This is a genomic window from Mucilaginibacter sp. P25 (genome assembly GCF_050859465.1).
Classification (GTDB): Bacteria; Bacteroidota; Bacteroidia; order Sphingobacteriales; family Sphingobacteriaceae; genus Mucilaginibacter; species Mucilaginibacter gossypii.
This window is the reverse complement of the sequence record NZ_CP193937.1, coordinates 764,547-786,184: the sequence shown is the minus strand read 5'-3', so window position 1 is coordinate 786,184 and position 21,638 is coordinate 764,547. Positions and strand designations below refer to the sequence as shown.

Annotated in this window: 23 protein-coding genes and 3 pseudogenes; 19 read left to right on the top strand and 7 right to left on the bottom strand. The window is 44.1% G+C overall.

Annotated features, from left to right (window positions below):
- Positions 1-3: 3 nt before the first annotated feature.
- The 17 genes and pseudogenes from ACRQ5D_RS04070 to ACRQ5D_RS03990 all read left to right on the top strand — a co-directional run bounded on the left by ACRQ5D_RS04070 (position 4) and on the right by ACRQ5D_RS03990 (position 11,921).
- Positions 4-723: a cytochrome c oxidase subunit 3 gene (locus tag ACRQ5D_RS04070; protein ID WP_090530134.1), complete on the top strand. Its 720-nt coding sequence runs from the start codon at positions 4-6 to the stop codon at positions 721-723.
- A 13-nt stretch (positions 724-736) separates the two neighbouring features.
- Positions 737-1,075, top strand: coding sequence for a cytochrome C oxidase subunit IV family protein (locus ACRQ5D_RS04065; RefSeq protein ID WP_090530131.1), 339 nt, complete (start codon positions 737-739; stop codon positions 1,073-1,075).
- Positions 1,075-1,773: an SCO family protein gene (locus ACRQ5D_RS04060; RefSeq protein WP_091165039.1), complete on the top strand. Its 699-nt coding sequence runs from the start codon at positions 1,075-1,077 to the stop codon at positions 1,771-1,773. The genes ACRQ5D_RS04065 and ACRQ5D_RS04060 overlap by 1 nt, the downstream gene beginning before the upstream one ends.
- A 6-nt stretch (positions 1,774-1,779) precedes the next feature.
- Positions 1,780-2,355, top strand: a complete 576-nt coding sequence (locus tag ACRQ5D_RS04055) for a DUF420 domain-containing protein (protein WP_091165042.1) — start codon at positions 1,780-1,782, stop codon at positions 2,353-2,355.
- Between the two features lie 25 nt (positions 2,356-2,380).
- Positions 2,381-2,659: a hypothetical protein gene (locus ACRQ5D_RS04050; RefSeq protein WP_091165046.1), complete on the top strand. Its 279-nt coding sequence runs from the start codon at positions 2,381-2,383 to the stop codon at positions 2,657-2,659.
- Positions 2,660-2,712: 53 nt separating this feature from the next.
- Positions 2,713-3,117, top strand: coding sequence for a DUF983 domain-containing protein (locus ACRQ5D_RS04045; protein ID WP_176844416.1), 405 nt, complete (start codon positions 2,713-2,715; stop codon positions 3,115-3,117).
- Positions 3,095-3,757 (top strand): DUF2461 domain-containing protein, encoded by a 663-nt coding sequence (locus tag ACRQ5D_RS04040; protein ID WP_091165054.1) that lies wholly within the window; start codon positions 3,095-3,097, stop codon positions 3,755-3,757. Before ACRQ5D_RS04045 ends, ACRQ5D_RS04040 begins: the two co-directional genes overlap by 23 nt.
- 23 nt (positions 3,758-3,780) lie before the next feature.
- Entirely contained in the window at positions 3,781-4,608 is an 828-nt protein-coding gene (locus tag ACRQ5D_RS04035) for an OmpA family protein (protein ID WP_223266291.1), read from the top strand.
- A 283-nt stretch (positions 4,609-4,891) separates the two neighbouring features.
- Positions 4,892-5,401 carry a MarR family winged helix-turn-helix transcriptional regulator gene (locus ACRQ5D_RS04030; protein WP_091165061.1) on the top strand — a complete coding sequence of 170 codons (510 nt, stop codon included), beginning with the start codon at positions 4,892-4,894 and terminating at the stop codon, positions 5,399-5,401.
- Entirely contained in the window at positions 5,394-6,953 is a 1,560-nt protein-coding gene (gene hutH / locus ACRQ5D_RS04025) for a histidine ammonia-lyase (RefSeq protein WP_091165065.1), read from the top strand. Before ACRQ5D_RS04030 ends, hutH begins: the two co-directional genes overlap by 8 nt.
- Entirely contained in the window at positions 6,931-7,224 is a 294-nt protein-coding gene (locus ACRQ5D_RS04020) for a hypothetical protein (RefSeq protein WP_432328467.1), read from the top strand. Before hutH ends, ACRQ5D_RS04020 begins: the two co-directional genes overlap by 23 nt.
- A complete protein-coding gene (locus ACRQ5D_RS04015) occupies positions 7,184-8,605 on the top strand; it encodes a urocanate hydratase (protein ID WP_432328466.1) in 1,422 nt (473 codons plus the stop codon). Before ACRQ5D_RS04020 ends, ACRQ5D_RS04015 begins: the two co-directional genes overlap by 41 nt.
- A 346-nt stretch (positions 8,606-8,951) precedes the next feature.
- Positions 8,952-10,178, top strand: coding sequence for an imidazolonepropionase (hutI, locus tag ACRQ5D_RS04010; protein WP_091165073.1), 1,227 nt, complete (start codon positions 8,952-8,954; stop codon positions 10,176-10,178).
- A 52-nt stretch (positions 10,179-10,230) separates the two neighbouring features.
- Positions 10,231-10,706: pseudogene (gene ftcD / locus ACRQ5D_RS04005) on the top strand (glutamate formimidoyltransferase); the annotation flags it as partial.
- A gap of 45 nt (positions 10,707-10,751) precedes the next feature.
- Positions 10,752-10,970: a hypothetical protein gene (locus ACRQ5D_RS04000; protein WP_432329701.1), complete on the top strand. Its 219-nt coding sequence runs from the start codon at positions 10,752-10,754 to the stop codon at positions 10,968-10,970.
- A pseudogene (locus tag ACRQ5D_RS03995) lies at positions 10,924-11,201 on the top strand (hypothetical protein); the annotation flags it as partial. The gene ACRQ5D_RS04000 and the pseudogene ACRQ5D_RS03995, both read left to right, overlap by 47 nt.
- Before the next feature lie 9 nt (positions 11,202-11,210).
- Positions 11,211-11,921, top strand: coding sequence for a cyclodeaminase/cyclohydrolase family protein (locus ACRQ5D_RS03990; RefSeq protein WP_431200944.1), 711 nt, complete (start codon positions 11,211-11,213; stop codon positions 11,919-11,921).
- A gap of 149 nt (positions 11,922-12,070) precedes the next feature.
- Here the strand turns inward: ACRQ5D_RS03990 and ACRQ5D_RS03985 are convergent, their stop codons facing one another.
- The 6 genes from ACRQ5D_RS03985 to ACRQ5D_RS03960 form a co-directional block, all read right to left on the bottom strand.
- Positions 12,071-12,355, bottom strand: coding sequence for a GIN domain-containing protein (locus ACRQ5D_RS03985; RefSeq protein ID WP_432328465.1), 285 nt, complete (start codon positions 12,353-12,355; stop codon positions 12,071-12,073).
- Positions 12,336-12,815, bottom strand: a complete 480-nt coding sequence (locus ACRQ5D_RS03980; protein WP_432328464.1) for a GIN domain-containing protein — start codon at positions 12,813-12,815, stop codon at positions 12,336-12,338. Before ACRQ5D_RS03980 ends, ACRQ5D_RS03985 begins: the two co-directional genes overlap by 20 nt.
- A 369-nt stretch (positions 12,816-13,184) precedes the next feature.
- A complete protein-coding gene (locus ACRQ5D_RS03975) occupies positions 13,185-14,849 on the bottom strand; it encodes a M1 family metallopeptidase (protein WP_091165084.1) in 1,665 nt (554 codons plus the stop codon).
- Positions 14,850-14,861: 12 nt separating this feature from the next.
- Positions 14,862-16,532 (bottom strand): M1 family metallopeptidase, encoded by a 1,671-nt coding sequence (locus tag ACRQ5D_RS03970; RefSeq protein WP_091165087.1) that lies wholly within the window; start codon positions 16,530-16,532, stop codon positions 14,862-14,864.
- 236 nt (positions 16,533-16,768) lie between these two features.
- Positions 16,769-16,921, bottom strand: a complete 153-nt coding sequence (locus tag ACRQ5D_RS03965; protein ID WP_432328463.1) for a hypothetical protein — start codon at positions 16,919-16,921, stop codon at positions 16,769-16,771.
- On the bottom strand, positions 16,918-18,624 hold the full coding sequence (locus tag ACRQ5D_RS03960) for a CocE/NonD family hydrolase (protein ID WP_432328462.1): 1,707 nt from the start codon (positions 18,622-18,624) through the stop codon (positions 16,918-16,920). Before ACRQ5D_RS03960 ends, ACRQ5D_RS03965 begins: the two co-directional genes overlap by 4 nt.
- A gap of 277 nt (positions 18,625-18,901) precedes the next feature.
- Between ACRQ5D_RS03960 and lpdA the strand changes: the two are divergent.
- Positions 18,902-20,306 (top strand): annotated as a pseudogene (lpdA, locus tag ACRQ5D_RS03955) (dihydrolipoyl dehydrogenase).
- Between the two features lie 89 nt (positions 20,307-20,395).
- Entirely contained in the window at positions 20,396-20,836 is a 441-nt protein-coding gene (locus ACRQ5D_RS03950; protein ID WP_091166905.1) for a sterol desaturase family protein, read from the top strand.
- A gap of 15 nt (positions 20,837-20,851) precedes the next feature.
- On the opposite strand, the gene ACRQ5D_RS03945 is transcribed toward ACRQ5D_RS03950, so the two are convergent.
- Positions 20,852-21,613: a hypothetical protein gene (locus ACRQ5D_RS03945; protein WP_091165101.1), complete on the bottom strand. Its 762-nt coding sequence runs from the start codon at positions 21,611-21,613 to the stop codon at positions 20,852-20,854.
- Positions 21,614-21,638 lie beyond the last annotated feature (25 nt).

Genomic DNA, 21,638 nt, shown 5'->3' with positions numbered 1-21,638 from the left:
CAGATGAGTACAACAGTTTCACAAATTGACGAAGTAAAAACTTCGCCCTGGTCGGGAGGAAGATCCCCGTTCAACGTGGAGTACGGAAAAATAATGATGTGGTTTTTCCTCCTTTCGGATGCATTTACCTTTTCATCGTTATTGATAGCTTACGGTTCATTGCGTTTCAGCGCAAGCGTATGGCCAGGTGCGGATAAGGTTTTTCAATCAGTACCCGGATTAGTTGATCACGGTGCACCATTGGTGTTTGTGGGTTTAATGACCTTCATCCTCATTGCAAGTTCTGTTACTATGGTATTGGCTGTAGAGGCGGGCCATCGTAATGCTAAAAAAGAGGTAGTAGGTTGGATGATAGCTACAGTGATAGGCGGTTTCATGTTCCTTGGTTGCCAGGCTTTGGAATGGGGACATTTACACCATGAAGGTTTCTGGTGGGGAAGTGTTCCGCCTGCCGAAGAACTTAAAAAGTTATTTACCGGCGGCACCGAAGCTGTGCAACATATGACTTCGCAGGAGTTTGCTAACTTGTTCTTTACTATCACAGGTTTCCACGGTTTCCACGTATTTACAGGTGTTATTATCAACATTATTATTACGGTAAACGTGTTAATGGGCACATACGAAAAACGAGGCAGTTATTTAATGGTTGAAAAGGTTGGTTTGTACTGGCACTTTGTAGACCTTGTTTGGGTATTCGTATTTACATTCTTTTACTTAGTTTAAAAATATTTATCATATGTCAGCAGAATCGCACGAAATTCATCACGATGGTGATCATGAAACCATGAGCAGAAAGCGGATATGGCAGGTTGCAGGTATCTTAACTGTTATTACCTGTATCGAATTCTTTATCGCGCTTGTATGTGTGCCTAAAGGAATTCTTCCGATACAGTATGCCAATCCTGTATATATCGTTTTAACCTTGCTTAAAGCATTTTATATAGTTGCATATTTCATGCACTTGAAGTTTGAGAAAATGGGTCTCATATTGTCAATAGCAATTCCGGTAATATTTATAATCGGTTTAATCCTGGTACTTACAAACGAAAGCCACCACTGGGTTGACCTGAGGTAATGAACAAGGCTTCTATATTAAAAAAGATCCTGATCCTGGTACTCATATTAGCGGTACCGGGATTTTTATATTATTTACTTACCGCTAAAGGTAAAAACAGGTATAAGCCCCTCGCTGTTTTTGGGCCAAAGTTGGTTGCCAAAACTGGGCATAAATTTCACGGCAAGTACATTCCTGATACCATCTACCACACCATTCCTGATTTTAAACTTACCGATCAGGAAGGAAAGCCGGTTACACTGAACACACTGAAAGGAAAGATTTTTGTAGTTAATTTCTTTTACGCTAACTGTCCTACGGTTTGCCAAACCATCAACAAAAACATGAGCTGGCTGGTGGGTACGTATTACAAAAACAAGATGGTTTACTTTTTAACCATCACAGTTGATCCGGAACATGATACTCAGGAAGTATTAAACAAATACCTGCAAACATTTAAGCCCGAATCAAACCGCTGGCTGATGTGCAGTGGCGATACTTCATCGGTTTACAACTTTGCCCGTAATGGGCTGTTTGTAAATGCTGCAAAAGCCGGTAGCGACTTTGTTTACAGCGATGATTTTGTACTGGTTGATCAGGAACACCGGATTCGTGGATATTACAAAGCAGCGGTAACACCAGAGGTAAACCGCCTTAACGATGAGATAAAAGTGTTGATAGCCGAAGAGCTTCGTAAAGTTGATAAGCCGTTATATTAATTTGCCATGAGTGATAAATTTATAATCCGCTTTGTTGCGGGTGTTACCATATTTGTAATTGCAGTAGTTGTTTTGTTAAACAGGCACCTGATACCGGGCCCGGCTGTGGCTCCTGCTTTTACACCTTACCTGCCGATGCTTAATGCTGTACTTAACGGCACTTGTACCTTATTGCTTCTTTTGTCGTTATATCAAATTAAACAAGGGAATATAACACTGCATAAACGACTTAACATTGTTACGTTCTGTTTATCGTCGTTATTCCTTGTATCGTATATCCTGTTTCATTACCTGATGCGTAACGAGATCGTTTACGGAGATCTTAACGGCGATGGGCAATTGTCAGCAGCAGAAAGGACATCTGCCGGTTTTTTGAGGACAATATACTTAACCATTTTGACGCCGCATATTATACTTGCGGCAGCTGTTTTGCCGTTAATATTATTGAGTTTTTACCGCGGGCTGCAAATGCAGGTTGAAAAGCACCGTAAGCTGGTGCGCTGGGCTTTCCCGATATGGTTGTATGTTACCGCGAGCGGTGTGGTGGTCTACTTAATGATCCGTCCGTTTTATCATTTTTAATTTATAATTGGTTAAATTTGTACTTATGAAACAAGGTTTTAAAGTTATCCTTTTTGTAATGGCCCTCGGCCTTATGCTGATTGCCCGTGAACCTGTAAAAGCTCAGTGCGCACAATGCGCTGCTACTGTTGAAACCAACGCACAAAGCGGTAGTTCAAAAACAAGGGGTTTAAATAACGGGATCCTATTTTTATTGGGTGCTCCTTATTTTGCTGTAGCATTAGGTGGTTACATCTGGTATAAAAAATACCGTCGTAAAGATGTTAAGCTTGAGATGCGCGGCGAAAAACTTAATCTGAATTAATAAGCAGCTGCGGGTGTTATTTGCCGCTTTTGTAACCTTATAAGATACTTATCGTGTCTCAAACACCAAAGTCATGGGCTATGCTTAAATGTAAATGTCCGCGCTGCAGGCGCGGCGATATGTTTAAGGGTAGCCCTTACAGTTTCTCCAATAAAATAAATCTTAACTGCCCTCATTGCAACCTCTTTTTTGAGATAGAGCCTGGCTATTTTTATGCCGCCATGTACGTTAGTTATGCACTAAATGTGGGCGAGGCCCTCGGCATTGCCTGGCTTACTTATTTGGTTACCCATAACCAGGATTCGCCGTGGTTATATCTTGGTGCTATAATTTTAGGCTGTTTTGTACTTGCTCCTGTAAATTTCAGATATTCGCGTGTGTTTTTGTTGTATTGGTTATCACCCAAGATACATTACCAAAGCTATTTAGATACCGATGATATACCAGGAAAGTATTGATTTTTTAAAAGATCTCGCCGTAAATAACAACCGCGAATGGTTTGCCGCCAATAAAGAGCGTTACGATAAAGCCCGCGAAAATGTAATTGATTTTACAACGAAGGTGCTTGACAGCGTTCGTAAAATTGAAGCAGGCATGGACGAGAACCTTGATGCCAAAAAATGTGTGATGCGCATTTACCGCGACATCCGCTTCAGTAAAAATAAAGCGCCTTATAAAAATAACTTTGGGGTAAGTATGCCAACCTCGGGCTTAAAAGGTGGCGGTGTTGAATATTATCTGCATATCCAGCCCGGCAATTCATTTATCGGCGGCGGATACTGGATGCCGGAGGCGCCACATCTGAAAGCAATTCGGCAGGAAATTGATTACAACGCTGCCGATCTGAAAAGAATCATCGACCAAAAGGAGTTTGTTAAGCTATTTGGTGATTTCAGAAAGCAGGAGCAGCTTAAATCGGTACCGAAGGGATACGAACCCGATAATGAAAATATCGACCTGCTAAAGCTTAAAAGCTTTGTTGCCTGGCATAAGCTGGAAGATAAAGAGCTAACGGCCCCTGGTGCGGAAAAGCTGGTTGCTGATGTATGCAGCATGATCCATCCGCTTAATGTATTTTTGAAGAACGCCCTTTCTTAATTGGATATAACCCCTTAATAACTATGAAAATTAGATATGCATTTTTAGCCGCTGCTGTATGTTTCACAATGTACTCATGCAAGGTAATGTCTCCAAAAGCATACAAAAGCCTTGTTGCCGAACGTGACTCTTTAGCTAACCGCACAACAAACCTTGAAGGAGAGCTTGCACAGCTGCAGGCAGATACAGCCCGCCTGCACAACCAGCTTGCCGATCTGCGTAAAAACAACAGTGTATTAAACAGCAACCTGGATGCAACATCATCAAAAGCTAACGAATTGGCCGCCCAAACCTCAAGACTGGCTGCTGATTTGAAAAAACGTGAAGCCCGTTTAAAGGAAGTAGAAGATATTTTAAAGAAACGCGATGAGGCTACTAATGCATTGAAAGATAAATTGCAGAAGGCATTATTAGGCTTTCAGCAAAGCGGTTTAACGGTAGATATCAGAAATGGCAAGGTTTATGTATCATTAGCTGATAAGTTATTGTTCCCTTCGGGCAGTATCATTATTGATGAGAAGGGTAAGGCTGCGTTGAAGCAATTAGCGGTGGTGGTAAACAAGGAACCAGATATCAATATGGCGGTTGAAGGTCATACGGATGATAAGAAAGTAAAAAACCTTGGCCAGATCAAAGATAACTGGGATTTGAGCGTTTTACGCGCTACCTCGGTAACCCGCTACCTGACCGAAACTGAAGGTGTTGACCCGCACAGGCTCACTGCAACAGGTAAGAGTGAGTTTCAGCCGATAGATGCCAGTGGTACTGATGAAGCCCGCGCAAAGAACAGGCGAATAGAGATCGTGCTTACCCCTAAGCTCGATGAGTTATACAACCTGATCACTAAGTAATAAATGAAAAGCTCCCGGATAACCACCGGGAGCTTTTTTGTTTCAAGCAGATTCCTTCCCGCTCCTAAGAAGTTGTTTAAATTTTGGCGGAGAGCTTTCATGTAGAGACGCATAATTGCGTCTCCCATAGGACAAGCAGCTTTGCATGTGTTTAACTACCTTAACTTGCATACTGTAGACGCAATTATGCGTCTCTACATTAAAAAGAACACAATTTTTTAACTGATTCTAACAAGCTCCAAATAAAATTTGCAATTATATAAGTACTTATATAAATTGCATCATGAATTTATATCAAAGCCTCGGGCATCTGGTTTTGGGCAGCCGTTTGAGGCGGCTGAGTGAAGCTTTTTTGGCCGAAATTAATCGTGCTTATCAAACCGCAGGTATCGATTTTGATGCCAGCTGGTTTCCCGTGTTTTATTTACTGTCAAAGAATGATGCTTTATCTATCAAAGAATTAAGCGAACAGATAGAGGTTTCACATCCGGCTGCCAGTCAGCTGATCACTAACCTGAAAAAACGGGGACTTGTAAGTACTGATACCTGTAGCGACGATGGCAGGCGGCAACTGGTTACCCTTACTGCCGAAGGGCGTGAGTTGCTGAAACAGGTCATACCTGTTTGGGATGCTATCAGCCTGTCGATGGCCGACCTTGTTGCTAAAGACGAAACTGCAAAACAATTATTGCCGGCCATAAGCGCGCTTGAAAATACTTTTCGCCAAACTAAACTGGCCGATAACATCGTTGAAAAACTGAATACCAATTTAAAACCCGCCGGCAATGACTGATATATTTAATTACGGCACGGACCATCTTACAATAGGTATTTGTCTTGATATAGCAGCAGGCAAAACCAAAGGCATCATTAACAAAGAAGCCGCCGATATGATCAAATCTTCATGGCGCGAGGTGGAAAAGATTGTGCATAGCCATCACCCGGTTTATGGCATTAACACCGGCTTTGGCCCACTGTGCGATACCCGGATCTCGGAGGAAGACACCAGTTTGCTGCAAAGTAATATCCTCAAAAGTCATAGCGTAGGTGTCGGGAAACCCATCCCGCAGGAAATTGCCAAACTCATGATGATTACTAAAGTGCAGGCTTTGGCACAAGGCTATTCGGGTATTGCGCTTGCAACGCTTCAGCGGATCATTTGGCATATCGATAATGATATTATCCCGGTGGTTCCGGAAAAAGGCTCTGTAGGTGCTTCCGGTGACCTGGCTCCTTTGTCCCACCTGTTTTTACCATTGATTGGTTTAGGAGAGGTATTTGAGAATGGCGGGAGGATACCGGCCGGAGAACTTTTAAAGAAGCACGGTTTACAGCCGTTATCCCTTGGCCCCAAAGAAGGCCTGGCCCTTATCAATGGTACACAGTTTATCCTGGCTTTTGCGGTTAAAGCTGTACAACGACTGGATGACACCCTGAACCGTGCCGACCTCATCGGTGCCATGTCATTAGAGGGATTGATGGGCTCTATCCGTCCTTTTGATGAGCGGCTGCACCAGATCAGGCCTTTTAAAGGTACAAGGATGGTAGCCCATCGGCTGTTTACTTTGCTTGACGGATCGGAAATCAATTCGTCGCACATCAATTGTGATAGGGTACAGGATCCATATTCGTTGCGTTGTATGCCGCAGGTACATGGTGCTTCACGCAATGCATGGCTGCACCTGAAAGAGCTTACGGAAATCGAACTCAATTCGGTTACCGATAACCCGGTTATTTTTAATGCCGATGATACCATTAGCGGGGGCAATTTTCATGGACAGCCACTTGCTCTGCCGCTTGATTATGCAACCACAGCAGCAGCCGAAATTGGTAACATTGCCGACAGGCGCTGCTACCTGATGAGCGAAGGTCGTTACGGTTTGCCCAAACTGCTTACGCATGATGCCGGGCTTAATTCGGGCTTGATGATTCCGCAGTATACTACTGCCGCCCTCGTTACCGAAAATAAAACCCTGTGTTTCCCCGCCAGTGCCGATAGTGTGCCAACCTCACTTGGGCAGGAGGACCATGTATCCATGGGTTCCATAAGCGGGCGCAAGCTGCACCAGGTGATAGATAATATTGAATACATTCAGGCTATTGAACTGCTTTACGCGGCACAGGCTATGGATTTCCGCAGGCCGCTAAAATCGACGCCGGTTATTGAAGCTTGCCATCAGCTGGTAAGACAGCATGTGGCTTTTATACAGGATGACCGCGTTTTTGCTGTTGATATTAACAGTCTTCACAAACTTATTACGGATGGCTCCCTGCTGAAAACTGCAGTTGAAGCTGCTATTGCTCACCAAATAGATTTAAGTCATGACGAGTTCGGAATTTATTAAAACCTACGCTAATCATCCGGTGTACAAAGCACCGCGTGGTACGCAGCTTCATGCCAAAAGCTGGCAAACCGAGGCTCCGCTCAGGATGCTGCTTAATAACCTCGATGGTCAGGTAGCCGAAAATCCTGATGAGTTAGTGGTTTACGGAGGTATCGGTCAGGCCGCGCGTAACCCGGAGGCGCTCCGCAAAATTATTGAGTTGCTGCTGAAATTGGACAGAATATCACTCGTTGCTGATCCAGTCGGGCAAGCCTGTAGGGATTATCCGTAGCCACCCCGAAGCACCAAGGGTTTTGATTGCCAACAGTAACCTGGTACCTGCCTGGGCCAACTGGGAGCATTTTAATGAGCTGCGCGAAAAAGGGTTGATGATGTACGGGCAGATGACCGCCGGCAGCTGGATCTACATAGGCACACAGGGCATTTTACAGGGCACCTATGAAACTTTTGTGGAATGCGGTAATCAGCATTTTAATGGCGACCTGACAGGCAAACTCATTGTAAGTGCCGGTTTAGGTGGTATGGGCGGTGCTCAGCCGTTGGCGGCAACTATGGCGGGTGCCGTGTTTTTAGGTGCCGATGTAGATGTGTCACGGATTCAAAAACGGGTTGATACGAAATATATTGACAGGATGACTTCATCATATGATGAAGCCATCTCCTGGATAAAAGAAGCTATCGCCAAAAAAGTAACACTTTCGGTAGGATTAGTGAGCGATGCCGGTGATTTGCTTGAAAAGTTATTGAAAGATAATATCGTTCCTGATATACTTACTGATCAAACTTCGGCACATGACCCTTTAAATGGGTATATTCCTAATGATTTGTCATTAAACGAGGCTGCTGCATTAAGAAAAGATGATGCAATGGAGTACAAACGGCGTTCGCTGAAAAGTATGGCAAGGCATGTAGGTTTGATGCTGGCACTGCAAAAAAGAGGTGCGGTAACTTTTGATTATGGTAACAACCTGCGTGAGTTTGCCCGGCAGGGAGGTGAAGCCGATGCTTTTAATTTTCCGGGTTTTACGCCGGCTTATATCCGTCCGCTGTTTTGCGAAGGGAAAGGGCCGTTCAGGTGGGTAGCACTATCCGGTGACCCAGAAGATATTTATACTACCGACCAGGCGTTAATCGAAGCTTTCCCCGAAAATAAGCCATTAATTACCTGGCTTAAAAAGGCAAGAGAGAAAATTGCTTTTCAAGGATTGCCTGCCCGCATTTGCTGGCTGGGCATGGGTGAGCGTGAAAAAGCCGGGCTGATATTTAATGAACTGGTGGCCTCCGGTAAAGTAAAAGGCCCGATAGTAATTGGTCGTGACCACCTGGACTGCGGTTCAGTAGCATCGCCCAACCGCGAAACAGAAGCCATGTTAGATGGCTCGGACGCGGTATCCGACTGGCCACTGCTCAACCTAATGGCGAATGCCTCAGGTGGTGCAACCTGGATCTCGTTCCACCATGGCGGCGGGGTAGGTATGGGTTACTCCCAGCACGCCGGTATGGTAGTACTGGCCGACGGCAGTCATCGCGCAGCAACCTGTTTAAAAAGGGTGCTGTATAATGACCCGGCCATGGGTATCTTTAGACATACTGATGCCGGATATGATAAGGCTGTGGAGTGGGCGGATAAGTTTGGGTTGAAAGTGTGGTAAAGCAAGTGATAACGTTATACGCCACGCAGATTCGCTGTCGGCCTGATAGATACTTAGAACGCGATAATCCTCAGGGTCCTCTGCGAGAGACCCTGAGGGAACGTAAAGTGTGGTAAAGCATAATATGTAAAAAGGTCATTACGAGTAATTAAAATCCGCGGCCTTTGAAGGAAGATAACATATGCCTACCGTCATGCCGAATTTATTTCGGCATCCCATAGGACAGGTGGCCGCTTTGCTTAGTATGGCCGCTTAGCGAGTGGGGTGCTGAAACAAGTTCAGCATGACCTTGATTTTTATAATGTCATGGGTAGATACGAAGCAACCCCCGATCTAAGATAGAACGATGAAAAAACTAACAGGTCCATTTACACAAATACTGCCTTTAACAGGCTTGCCGATTAAAGGTGCCCTGAAAGATGAGCAATTGCACATAATTGCCAATGGGGGTGTGTTAATTGAAGATGGGCTGATACTTGCTGTTGATGATTTTGAAAAACTCCGCACAAACTATCCATCGGCACAAATAGAAGAAATTACCGGCGATCATGTATTACTGCCCGGGTTTGTGGATTGCCATACGCATCTTTGTTTTGCTGGTAGCAGGGCTAAGGATTATGCCATGCGCAATTCTGGCAAAAGTTATTTGGAAATTGCCGCATCGGGGGGCGGGATCTGGGATTCGGTAACTCAAACCCGTTTGGCTACAGAAACTGAATTAAGCAATTTACTGGCGAAACGGATAGCCCGTCATTTGGCAGAAGGTGTAACAACTATTGAAATTAAAAGCGGTTATGGTTTGTCGGTAACGGAAGAACTCAAACAGCTAAAAGTTATCCATCAGGCTGCTAACAAAACTCGTGCTCATATTGTGCCAACCTGCCTCGCTGCGCACATTAAACCGAAAGATTTTGATGGTGAAGGAAATGAATACCTGAAATATTTGTTAAATGATCTGTTGCCGAAGATAAAGCAACAGGATTTGGCTAACCGTGTTGACATTTTTATTGAGCAAAGCGCTTTCAATACCAGTGATGCATTGTTTTATTTAAGCAGGGCTAAACAAATGGGTTTTGAGGCTACTGTTCATGCCGATCAGTTTACAACCGGAGGCAGCGAGGTTGCTGTTAAAGCCAGAGCTGCTTCGGCCGATCATCTGGAGGCCAGTGGAGATTATGAGATAAAATTATTGGCTAATTCAGATACTGTTGCTGTAACTTTGCCCGGCGCCTCGTTAGGCTTGGGAATGGGATATGCCCCTGCCCGGAAACTGCTTGATGCCGCAGCCAGCCTCGCCATCGCCAGCGACTGGAACCCCGGCTCGGCCCCAATGGGCGATCTGCTGATGCAGGCGTCGGTAATGGCGGCGGCAGAGAAGTTAAGCACGGCCGAAGTTTTCGCCGGTTTAACCTATCGCGCGGCACAGGCATTAAAGTTAAATGATCGCGGTGTATTAACTAAAGGCAAGCTTGCCGATATGCAAGCCTACCCATGTAACGATTACCGCGAGATATTATATCACCAGGGAAAACTAAAACCGGCCCAAGTTTGGACGGCAGAAAATAACGATTAAGCAGATATTACGATTTGCTTAGCTACCAATGAACCATTGAACTAATGAACCAATGACCAAATTAATAGAATGCGTACCCAATTTTAGCGAAGGTGTTAACCTCGATATCATTAAACAGATAACAGATGCAGTTGAATCTGTTGAGGGGGTAAGATTACTCAATGTTGATCCGGGAAAGGCCACTAACCGAACCGTGGTAACTTTTGTGGGCGAACCGGAAAAAGTGATTGAAGCAGCTTATCGCGCCATAAAAAAGCGGGCGAGGTGATTGATATGAGCAAACAAAAAGGCGAGCACCCAAGGATGGGCGCAACAGATGTTTGTCCGCTGATACCCATTAGTAATATCACCATGGAGGAAACTGCCGAATATGCAACGCGGCTTGCCAAGCGCGTGGGGGAGGAATTACAGATCCCGGTTTATTTGTATGAGGCTGCGCAGCCTAACAAAAGCCGGAGCAACCTATCGGTGATACGTGCCGGTGAATATGAAGGCTTTTTTAAGAAGATCAAACAACCGGAATGGGCACCCGATTTCGGTCCCGCGGAGAATGATGTTAAACGTGGGGCTACTGTGATTGGTGCCCGTGATTTTTTGGTGGCTTATAATGTTAACCTGAATACTACCTCTGTCCGCAGGGCAAATTCTATTGCTTTTGATGTACGTGAGGCTGGCCGCACCCTGCGCGAAGGAGATCCGATCAATGGTAAAATAGTATACGACGAGAACCGGCAAAGCCAAAACCATCCCCGGTTCATTAAAGGCGGTAAAAGCTATCGGCTGGTATATTGAGGAATACGGTGTTGCCCAGATTTCGATGAATTTGACCAATATTAATATTACCCCGGTGCATAAGGCTTTTGATGAAGTGTGTGATAAAGCTGCTGCACGCGGTATCAGGGTAACAGGCAGTGAGCTGGTGGGCTTGATCCCCTTGAAGGCGATGCTTGATGCGGGTAAATATTTTTGGAGAAGCAGCAACGCTCTACAGGAGTAAGCGAAAAAGAACTGATCAGGATAGCCATTAAATCAATGGGACTTGATGAACTTTCACCTTTCAAGCCTGAAGAACGCATTATTGAATATTTACTGAAAGATAAAGCAGGCAGCAAGCTCATTAACATGAGCCTTGCCGATTTAGCCGATGAAACCGCGAGCGAAAGCCCGGCACCTGGTGGTGGTTCGATCTCAGCCGCTGTTGGCGCTTTGGGAGCCTCGCTGGCTACCATGGTGGCTAACCTAAGCTCACATAAAAAGGGTTGGGACAGCCGCTGGCGGGAATTTAGCGACTGGGCGCAAAAAGGACAGCAGTTTAAAAACGAACTTTTAGCATTAGTTGACCAGGATACAATAGCCTTTAACCAAATCATGCAAGCATTCTCCCTGCCCAAATCAAACAATGAGGAAAAAGCAGCCCGTGATAAAGCAATACAGGATGCTACCCGTTATGCTATTGAAATTCCTTTTAAAGTAATGGACGCAGCTTTAGGTAGCATGGAAGTAATAAAAGCAATGGCGCTAAGCGGCAACCCCAATTCCATAACTGATGCCGGCGTAGCCGCTCTTTGTGCCCGTAGCGCGGTATTGGGCGCATTTATGAACGTAAAGATCAATGCTTCGGGCTATAAGGATAAGAGCTATGTAGTTGACGTTATTTACCGCGGTAATGAAATTGAGCGGAAAGCGATTGCGCTGGAGGCGGAGATCATTGAACTGGTGAATGAGAAAATAGGGTTGGAGTAGTTGAAGGTCCTTCCAAACGGCATTGCGAATTAATAAAGCAATCGCGAACTTTACAGGGCGAACCTGCTAATTGGTGATTGCTTTATTAATTCGCAATGACGCTTCTAAATAGTTAAGGCGGCTCCTTTGGAGAGGATTTCGCTGAGTTTCTATATCCTCTCGATATCTCCGCTCCCTGCTTTTGAGCTTGAAATATTTTTAGCACCGCCGGTATAATGCACATCGCCTGAGCCGCTTACCGATGCATCAATTTTACTGCTGGCATTGATGGTAGCGTCGCCTGAACCTGCTATGTGTACCTCGGTATTAATGGTGATCAAATCGCGGGCGGTAAAATCGCCCGAGCCTACAACATTTACTCTTGAATTATCGGCACGGCCCGAAAGTTTCATATCACCAGAGCCCGAAATGCTGCTATCCAGGTTTTTTAGCATTCACTTTGCCCAGCATATCGCCCGAGCCAACAACTTTTAATTTTAATGAGGTAGTGCTGATGCCGTCTTTAAAATAAACATCGCCCGAACCGGCAACGTTAATGCTGGTCATATCTTTAGCTACCACATGTACAATCATTTTACGGCTGCGGCCAAAGCTCCAGTTATCCCAGTTGGTACCTTTTTTACTGTAAATCTTCAATACCCCGCCCTGCACTTCGGTAATGATCTTGTCGATAACATCCGAAGGTGCTTCAACTTTTACCGATTCGTTTGAGCCCTGTGTAAAGTAGACATCAAAAGAGCCTGCCAGGTCAATAGCGCTGAAGCCTGATAAATGACGGTCTTGCGTGGTTTGGTCGGCGTGTTTAACAATTGGGTTTACTGTTTTTGCCGAGGCGTAACCTGTAGTTCCTGCTGCCAACACGGCTGCCAATAATATTTTTGAAATCGATTTCATGACGGTTGTTTTAGTTTCGTTTTCCAATTAGACGCCGGCAGTGGGAGGAAAGTTGCACGGGATTTGATTTTTTTAGTGAGTAGTTGATTAGGTTGATTGGGTGAGTGGTTGTTTTGGGAGGGGGAAGTTTTTCACCTTATTAAACAAAAAAGACTTACGAAGTATTTTAAAACTTCGCAAGTCTGAACTCTACAATTTCTCATCCTGAGTAAATGTCTTTGAAGGAGTAGTAACAAAGTGGGCGTGTCAGTCTGAGCCTGTCGAAGACTCGTGCGCAGAGGCCCTATTCACCATGCTTCGACGGGCTCAGCATGCCCCCCGTTTTTTGTTATGGGTAGGAATCAACTACTCACCCAATGAACCACTCACTCAATCAACCTTAATATAGTAATTGAAAGTATCCACCTCCACATTGTCCTTCGTAATACCGTCAATTTTTACAGGGGTAAACTGTGTGGTTGGTTTAATAAATATATAACCGCCGCCTTTTACACGCACCTTTACCGGCATGTTGAAACCTTCGGCATTGGCAATCCACTTGGTATAAAGCTTGCCGTCTTTAGTTACAAACTGGAGGGTTGGGATGTCTTTATAATGCAGGTACTGGTCAAATACGGGAGCAAGGTTCATGCCTGCCTGTTTGCAGATATAGCCTACAATATCGTCATAGGTAACGGTTTTATGGTAGAAGGTTTTGTTAAGCCCGCGGAGGATGCTGCGCCATTTGTCATCATTATTGATAATGGTGCGCACCATGTTTAACAGGTTGCCACCTTTATAATACATATCACCTGAACCTTCCATGTTTACACCATACGGCCCTACAATTGGTTTGTCATTACGGATATTTTTACGAGTTCCGTTCACGTATTCCTGCCCGGCTTGTTTACCGTAATAGGTTTCAATGAACAGCGATTCGGAATAGTTAGTAAAACTTTCGTGGATCCACATATCGGCAACATCTTTTGAGGTAATGTTATTGCCAAACCATTCGTGACCGCTTTCGTGTACCACGATGAAATCCCATTTTAGGCCCCAGCCGGTACCTGAAAGGTCGCGACCGAGATAACCGTTTTTGTAATGGTTGCCATAAGCTGTGCCGCTTTGGTGTTCCATGCCGAGGTGTGGCGTTTCAACCAGTTTATAGCCGTCTTCATAAAAAGGATAGGGGCCAAACCAGTATTCGAACGATTTAAGCATTCGCGGCGCATCAAGCTCCCATTGTTTTTTGGCTTTGTCAACATTATAACTTAATGGCCAGTAGTCCAGCGTTAACGGGCCTTTTTCGCCCTGGTAAGCACCTTCAAAGTGGACATAGTCTCCAATGTTGGCTTCTATGTCATAATTGTTGATAGGGTTAGCCACAAACCAATCGAAGCGGGTATAGCCGTTATTTAAGTCGGTTACTTTGCGTAATCTGCCGTTGGATACATCTTTTAAACCATTAGGTGCGCTGATACTGATCAGGGCGCTGTCTACCTCATCGTATTGATGATCTTTTGTAGGCCACCAAATACTGGCGCCGATACCCTGGCAGGCAGTTGCCACCCACGGTTTGCCTAATGAGTCGGTAGTGTAAACCACGCCGCCATCCCATGGCGCACGTTTTGCAATAGTTGGGTTACCGGAATAATAAACAATAAACTCGTCCTTACTGCCTTTTTTTATGGTTTTAGGGAAGGTAACAAACACCGCATTAAACTCGCGTGTAAAGGGAATTTCGGCGCCCTCATACACCACTTTCTCTACTTTTAAATTGGCAAACAGATCAAACTGAAGTTTGGTGAAATTTTGAGTAGCCGTGAATTTGAACAGGTTGCTGCCGCTGATGAATTTTTTATCGATATCAAACTTCACATCCAGGTGATAGTAGTTAATATCATAACAGGTACGCAGCGGTGTTAAGCTCCCTCTGAGCGAATCGGCGCGGGTAAATGTTTGCCTGTTGGTGCCTAACTGTGCCTGAGTTGGCGTTATGCCAGCTACGGTAAGACCTAAAGCGACTGCAAAAATATTTAAGAACTTATTTTTCATGTATGTTGAGGGTTAATCCATGAGCGCACCCACGTAGTAGTTTAAATAATCAATTTCGATATTATCTTTAGTAGCACCTGCAATTTCAACCGGGCTCATTTGTTTTGTTGGGGTGATGAATTTGTATTCGCCGCCCTTTACACGTACCCTGATGGGCATATTGAAATCTTTGGCTTCGGCTATCCAGCGGCAGTAAAGCTTGTTTTCATGGCTGGTAAATTCAAGCACCGGAAGGTTGCGGTAATGCAGGTATTGCTCAAAAATAGGCGAAAGGTTCATGCCCGATTGTTGGTTGATGAAGCCCACCACATCGTCATAGGTAACTGTTTTATGATAAAAAGTTTTGTTAAGCCCGCGCAGGATGCCGCGCCATTTTTCATCATCATTAATAACAGTGCGGATCATGTTCAGGAAAACAGCGCCTTTGGAGTACATATCGCCCGAGCCTTCTTTGTTTACATTGTAAACGCCAACTATAGGACCGTCATTATTAATGGTGAGCCTTAAACCGTAGTTATATTCCTGTCCGGCTTTTTTACCCCAGTTATCCTCCACAAAAAGTGATTCGGAATAACAGGTAAAGCTTTCGTGGACCCACATATCGGCAAGGTCTTTATCGGTTATGTTATTGCCAAACCATTCGTGCCCGCTTTCGTGCACGATGATATAATCCCATTTGCTGCCCCAGCCTGTACCCGATAAATCATAGCCCATATAGCCATTCATGAAGTGATTGCCATAGGCTACTGCTCCCTGGTGTTCCATGCCCAGGTGCGGGGTTTCAACCAGTTTATAGCCATCTTCATAAAAAGGGTAAGGGCCAAACCAGTGCTCGAAGGCTTTCAACATAGGCTTAACATTGGCGGCAAATTGTTTTTTTGCTTTTTCCAGACTAGTTGGCAAAACCCAATAATCAAGCGTAAGCTTGCCTTTTTCGCCCATGTAGGTGTCTTCAAAATGAGTATAATCGGCAATGTTGGCAGCAACATCGTAATTGTTGATCGGGTTGGCCACAAACCAGTCGAACCGGGTATAGCCATCCTTAAGCTGCGTCACCTTGCGCAGGCGACCGTTGGATACATCTTTCAAACCTTTTGGCACACTGATGCTGATCATCATGCTGTCCACCTCATCGGCCAGCTGATCTTTATTGGGCCACCAGATGCTGGCACCAATCCCTTCGCAGGCGGTTGCTACAAAGGGTTTGCCTAATGAATCTTTTTTAAATACCAGTCCGCCATCCCAGGGGGCGTTTTTAGCTATAGTTGGGTTACCGGAATAGTAAACGGTAAACTCATCTTTGCTGTCTTTACTTATGGTTTGCGGAAAGTTGAGGAATACGGCGTTGCCATCGCGGGTATAGGCAAGTTCTTTCCCCTTATAAACAACTTTAGCAATGTTAAGGTTAGCAAACAGGTCGAACTGGAGTTTATTGAAATCCTGTGTGGCGGTGAATTTAAACTGATTGCTGCCGCTGATAAACTTTTTATCGATATCAATCTTAACGTCAAGGTGATAGTAATTGATATCATAACAGGTACGCAAAGGCGTAAGCATTCCACGCAATGAATCGGCATGGGTGAATTGCTCTTTTTCCTTCAGGAGCTGGGCCCCCGCTGGTTGAGTGAATGTTGCAGCACTTAATAAAGTCAGGGTTGCAAAATATAGTTGTTTTATTTTCATGTACTTAAATTGTGTCAGGTTAAAAGGTATCCATGATAGCCAAGTTAAAGTTTTTTTAACGCATGTCATTTCGATGAAGCAGCGGGAGCCTCATGCGGTGGCGCGGAAGAGAAATCTTATACGCCCTGTAAAGTTGCTTTTCAAGCCTACTCTTCGCGCGTATAAAATTGCTCCCTACGGAAATGAAATAGGAGAAAAAACTAATCTCTGACCTCCAACCTCTAATCTCTAAATAACTACTTCAACACCTGCACATCAATATAGCTATTATTATAAACCGTTTCGGTTGCTTTGATGTAATCGCTTTCATCAGCTTTATATGGGTTTTCCACAAATTTTTGAGGATTGCGTGCTACTATCGGGAACCAGGTGCTTTGTACCTGGATCATGATACGGTGACCTTTTTAAAGGTGTGCAATACATCCTGCAGGCGGAAATTTACATCGGTTTTTTGATTAGCCACCAAGGCCTCCGGCTTTTCAAAACTATTGCGGAAACGTGCCGGCATTACTTCCGAACGTACCATTTGCCAGTAATTACTCAGGATGATGTTTTTGTTTGGCATATACGGGTTGTTCGGTTCATCGGCCGGATATACGTCAATCAGTTTAACAACAAAATCGGCATCGGTGCCTGTTGTAGCAATTTTCAGGTGTGCCATGATCTCGCCCCCAAGGGTAACATCATCATTTAATATCTCGCTTTGGTAAACCAACACATCCGGACGGCGACCTGCAAAACGCTGGTCCTCGCTCATATAATTATGAGGGGTAAAGCCCATGGTAGTGGTGTTATCTTCGGTATAAGGAACCGGTTTAAGCGGATCGCTGATGTATGATACAGAGCCCTGAGTTGCAGGTTGGGTATTTACAAGCTTACCATCGGCACCCAAAAACATTTTTTCATGCACGGCATTGGCGGCAGGCCATTTATCAAATGTTGCCCATTCCTTTTTGCCGGTATTAAACATGTAAGCATTTGGCAAGCCGGAATTTTTATCTCCATTGCCTTTCAGGAAGTGGTTGAAGAATTTGGCTTCGATATTTTTTTGATAGAAGGTAGCAATGCTATCGCCAAAGTAAACATTGCTATGCATGGTATGCCCTGTTTCGCGCGACCAGCGGCCATGACCGAATGGTCCCATCACGATAGTATTGTAAGCGTTTGGATCGGTTTTGTTGATGGTTTTATAAATAGCCAGCGGGCCGGTTAAGTCTTCGGCATCAAACCAGCCGCCAACCAGCATTACAGCAGGTTTTACTTTGCCGTAATGTTTTAGCAGGCCGCGCTTTTGCCAAAACTCATCGTAGTTAGGGTGGTTAATAGATTCCTGCCAAAAGAAGTTATCATGATAAAATTTATCGGCATTTTTAAGCGGGCCAAGATCTAATAAATACTGGTAACCGTCTTTGCTATCGGGTTTAAGCATGGAGTACCAGGCTTTGCTGGTTGTATCAGTTTTTTGAACACCAAATACCGGGAAGGTGAAAAAGTACCCCTCAATGAAAGCGCCGTTGTGATGAAAATCGTCAAAAAAGAAATCGGAAATAGGGGCTTGCGGCGATGATGCCTTAAGTGCCGGGTGGTTTGACAGGATGCCCGCAGCAGTATAAAAGCCCGGGTAGGAGATACCATACTGGCCAACCTTGCCATTGTTGTTGGCTACGTTTTTAACCAGCCAATCGGTAGTATCATAGGTGTCAGAACCTTCGTCAACATCTTTTTTGCTTTTCTTGTTATCGATAACCGGTGTCATGTTGGTCCAGCTGCCTTCACTTTTCCAACGGCCGCGTACGTCCTGATAAACAAAAATATAACCTTCTTTCATCATAATTTCAGACGGGCCAAGCCTTTGAGGATATTTATCCTCGCCGTAAGGGGCGATGCTGTAGCAGGTACGCATCATCATCATCGGGTACTTATTTTGCGATGAAGCATCCTTTGGGGTATAAATAGAGGTGAACAGTTTTACACCATCGCGCATGGTGATGTACACATCTTTTTTGGTAAAATGCTCCTTTACATAGTTGCTTTGAGCATTAACGCCGGTATATAATAATACCAGCACAAAAAGTAAGTTAATTTTCTTCATGAGATCAGTCGTGTTAAATTGGGTTAAATTTAATAAAGAGTTAACGATAAACCGATTTATCATTAACTCTGTTACAAAATGGGATAAAATGCGGTTGGTATGGGGTAAATTTTATGTCGGATTTCGGATGTTCGATTTCGGATTTTTGTCTGAACCGGGATTAAATCCCTAAAATCATGGTTCAGAAAATAAATGCTAACCTCTAATCTCCAATCACTAATCTCTCAAAAGCAACTTTAAAATCCTTAACTTTGCCCACCATAAAATACACACTACTATGCAATATGATGTTATAGTTATAGGTTCGGGCCCTGGCGGTTATGTAGCCGCTATCCGCTGTGCCCAGCTTGGTTTAAAAACCGCAATTGTTGAAAAGTATAATACCCTTGGCGGTACCTGTCTTAATGTAGGCTGTATCCCGTCAAAGGCACTGTTGGATCTCGTCTGAACATTACCACAATGCTGCCCATGCTTTTAAAACCCATGGCATCAACCTTAAAGATCTTTCGATAGATTTTGGACAGATGATTAAACGCAAGCAGGAAGTTGTTGATGCTAACACCAGCGGCATCAGCTACCTGATGAAGAAAAATAAGATTGACACTCACTTTGGCGTAGGATCATTTAAAGATAAAAACACCATCACTGTTAAAAAGAACGATGGTACTGTTATCGAAATTACCGGCAAAAACGTGATCATCGCTACTGGTTCAAAACCATCGGCATTGCCATTTTTGCCTATCGATAAAAAACGCATTATTACATCAACCGAAGCATTGAGCCTGAGCGAAGTGCCAAAACACCTGGTGTTGATTGGTGGTGGCGTTATCGGTTTGGAGCTGGGTTCGGTTTATGCCCGTTTAGGCGCCAAAGTATCTGTAATTGAATTTATGGACGGCATTATCCCAACTATGGATAAGGGCCTGGGCCGTGAGCTGCAAAAAGTATTAACTAAACTGGGTATGGAGTTTTACCTGGGGCACAAAGTTACCGGCGCTGCCGTAAAAGGTAAAGAAGTAACCGTTAGCTTTGATACCCCTAAAGGCGAAAAGAAAGAACTGAAAGGCGATTATTGCCTGGTAGCTGTTGGTCGTATAGCTTACACCGATGGCTTAGGTTTAGAGAATATCGGTATTACCGTTGAGGAACGCGGTCGTAAAATTACGGTTGATGAGCACCTGGAAACCAAAGTTAAAGGTGTTTATGCCATTGGCGATGTAATTAAAGGTGCCATGCTTGCTCACAAAGCTGAAGATGAAGGTACGCTGGTTGCCGAAATTATTGCCGGCCAAAAACCGCATATTGATTACAACCTGATTCCGGGTGTAGTTTATACCTGGCCAGAAGTTGCCGCTGTTGGTCAAACAGAAGAGCAACTGAAAGCAGCCGGTGTTAAATACAAAACCGGTTCGTTCCCGTTCAAAGCCAGCGGCCGTGCCCGTGCCAGCGGCGACCTGGATGGTTTTGTAAAAGTATTGGCTGATGCCACTACCGACGAAATTTTAGGTGTACACATGATTGGTCCGCGTGCTGCCGATATGATAGCCGAAGCAGTTGTGGCAATGGAGTACCGCGCGAGTGCCGAAGATATTTCGCGCATGAGCCACGCCCACCCAACCTACACTGAAGCGATGCGCGAAGCATGTTTAGCCGCTACTGAAAACAGGGCGATACATATTTAATAATTTCGGAATTGGGATTTTCGATTTCGGATTTTTAATTTTATAAAAGCAGGAACAACTTTATGTTCCTGCTTTTGTTTTATGTACAGATGCAGACATTAATCAATATCGGAATTGTGTTATTAACCATTGCGTTCATGGAACTGCTCTCCTGGGCCCTGCACAAATACCTTTTCCACGGGCCATTATGGTTTATTCACAAAACGCATCACCAACAAAGGCATGGCTGGTTTGAACTGAACGACCTGTTCAGCATTGGCTTCGCTGGTTTTGCTTTATGGCTGATATGGATAGGGCATTTAACTCTGGACTACCGGCTTTGGATTGGTACTGGTATCAGCATCTATGGTATCATTTATTTTATTTTCCACGACTGGTTTATCCATAACCGTTTCAAAGCATTCAAAAGTGATAATCGCTACTTGGCCGGCATCCGCCGGGCACATAAAATCCATCATAAATCGACGGAGAAATATCCATCGGAAGAGTTTGGGTTATTGGTTGCGAATAGGAAATGGTTCAGGAAGTAAGATGCTGTAAAAAGATTATTTTTTTGCATCGGGCCATTGCTCTTTAAAAAGCTTATCGACAGCTTGATTAAACTCCTTACTAAAAACAGGTTCGGCAGGTCCGCCTTTTTTGAGGTCATACACGTATGGTACCATGTGATCTTTGTTGTTAAATAGCTTGTCGTTATTACTATCCGATTGAACTTCAATAAGCAGCTTATTTGTTTTAGCAACACGTTGCCAGCTAACAACATTGAGGCTTGTAGGCGAAATCTGTTTGAAGTTATTTCCGGCATCGTCGGATGTGAAAAGATATTTCGGATCAGCATAGGTGAGTTTTTGATCTTTGTTAAAATCCTCAATTATTACCGAATAACAAATCAACTTCCCATCAATATTCAAGCCTTGTGCTGGGTTAGGATCATGCGCTTCTGATGAATATACATCTGTACCCGAACTCAACTCTTTCTGATCTTCGTATTGGAGAATTATCATTTTACGGTTATCGAGTAAATGATATTTTTTGCTTAACGAATTATAAAATGCAATATTCCAATAAGATACCTGTTCGCTCGATTTGAAACTCATTCTATCGTCATCAGTTGGATTTGCCAACGGAAATAGCACATTTTGCGAACTGTCTAAAAGTACGGGATTGTTAAAGTCAGTTACAATAGGTTGGAAGTTAGCGGCTGTGTCTTTATAAGTAAGCTCATTATTCGCCGAATGATCAGAAATAACGCCACATCCTAATAAAAAAACAGAGCTGATAAGTAATAACTTGCTTGAAATACGCATTTGTGAACGGTTTAAATTATTGATA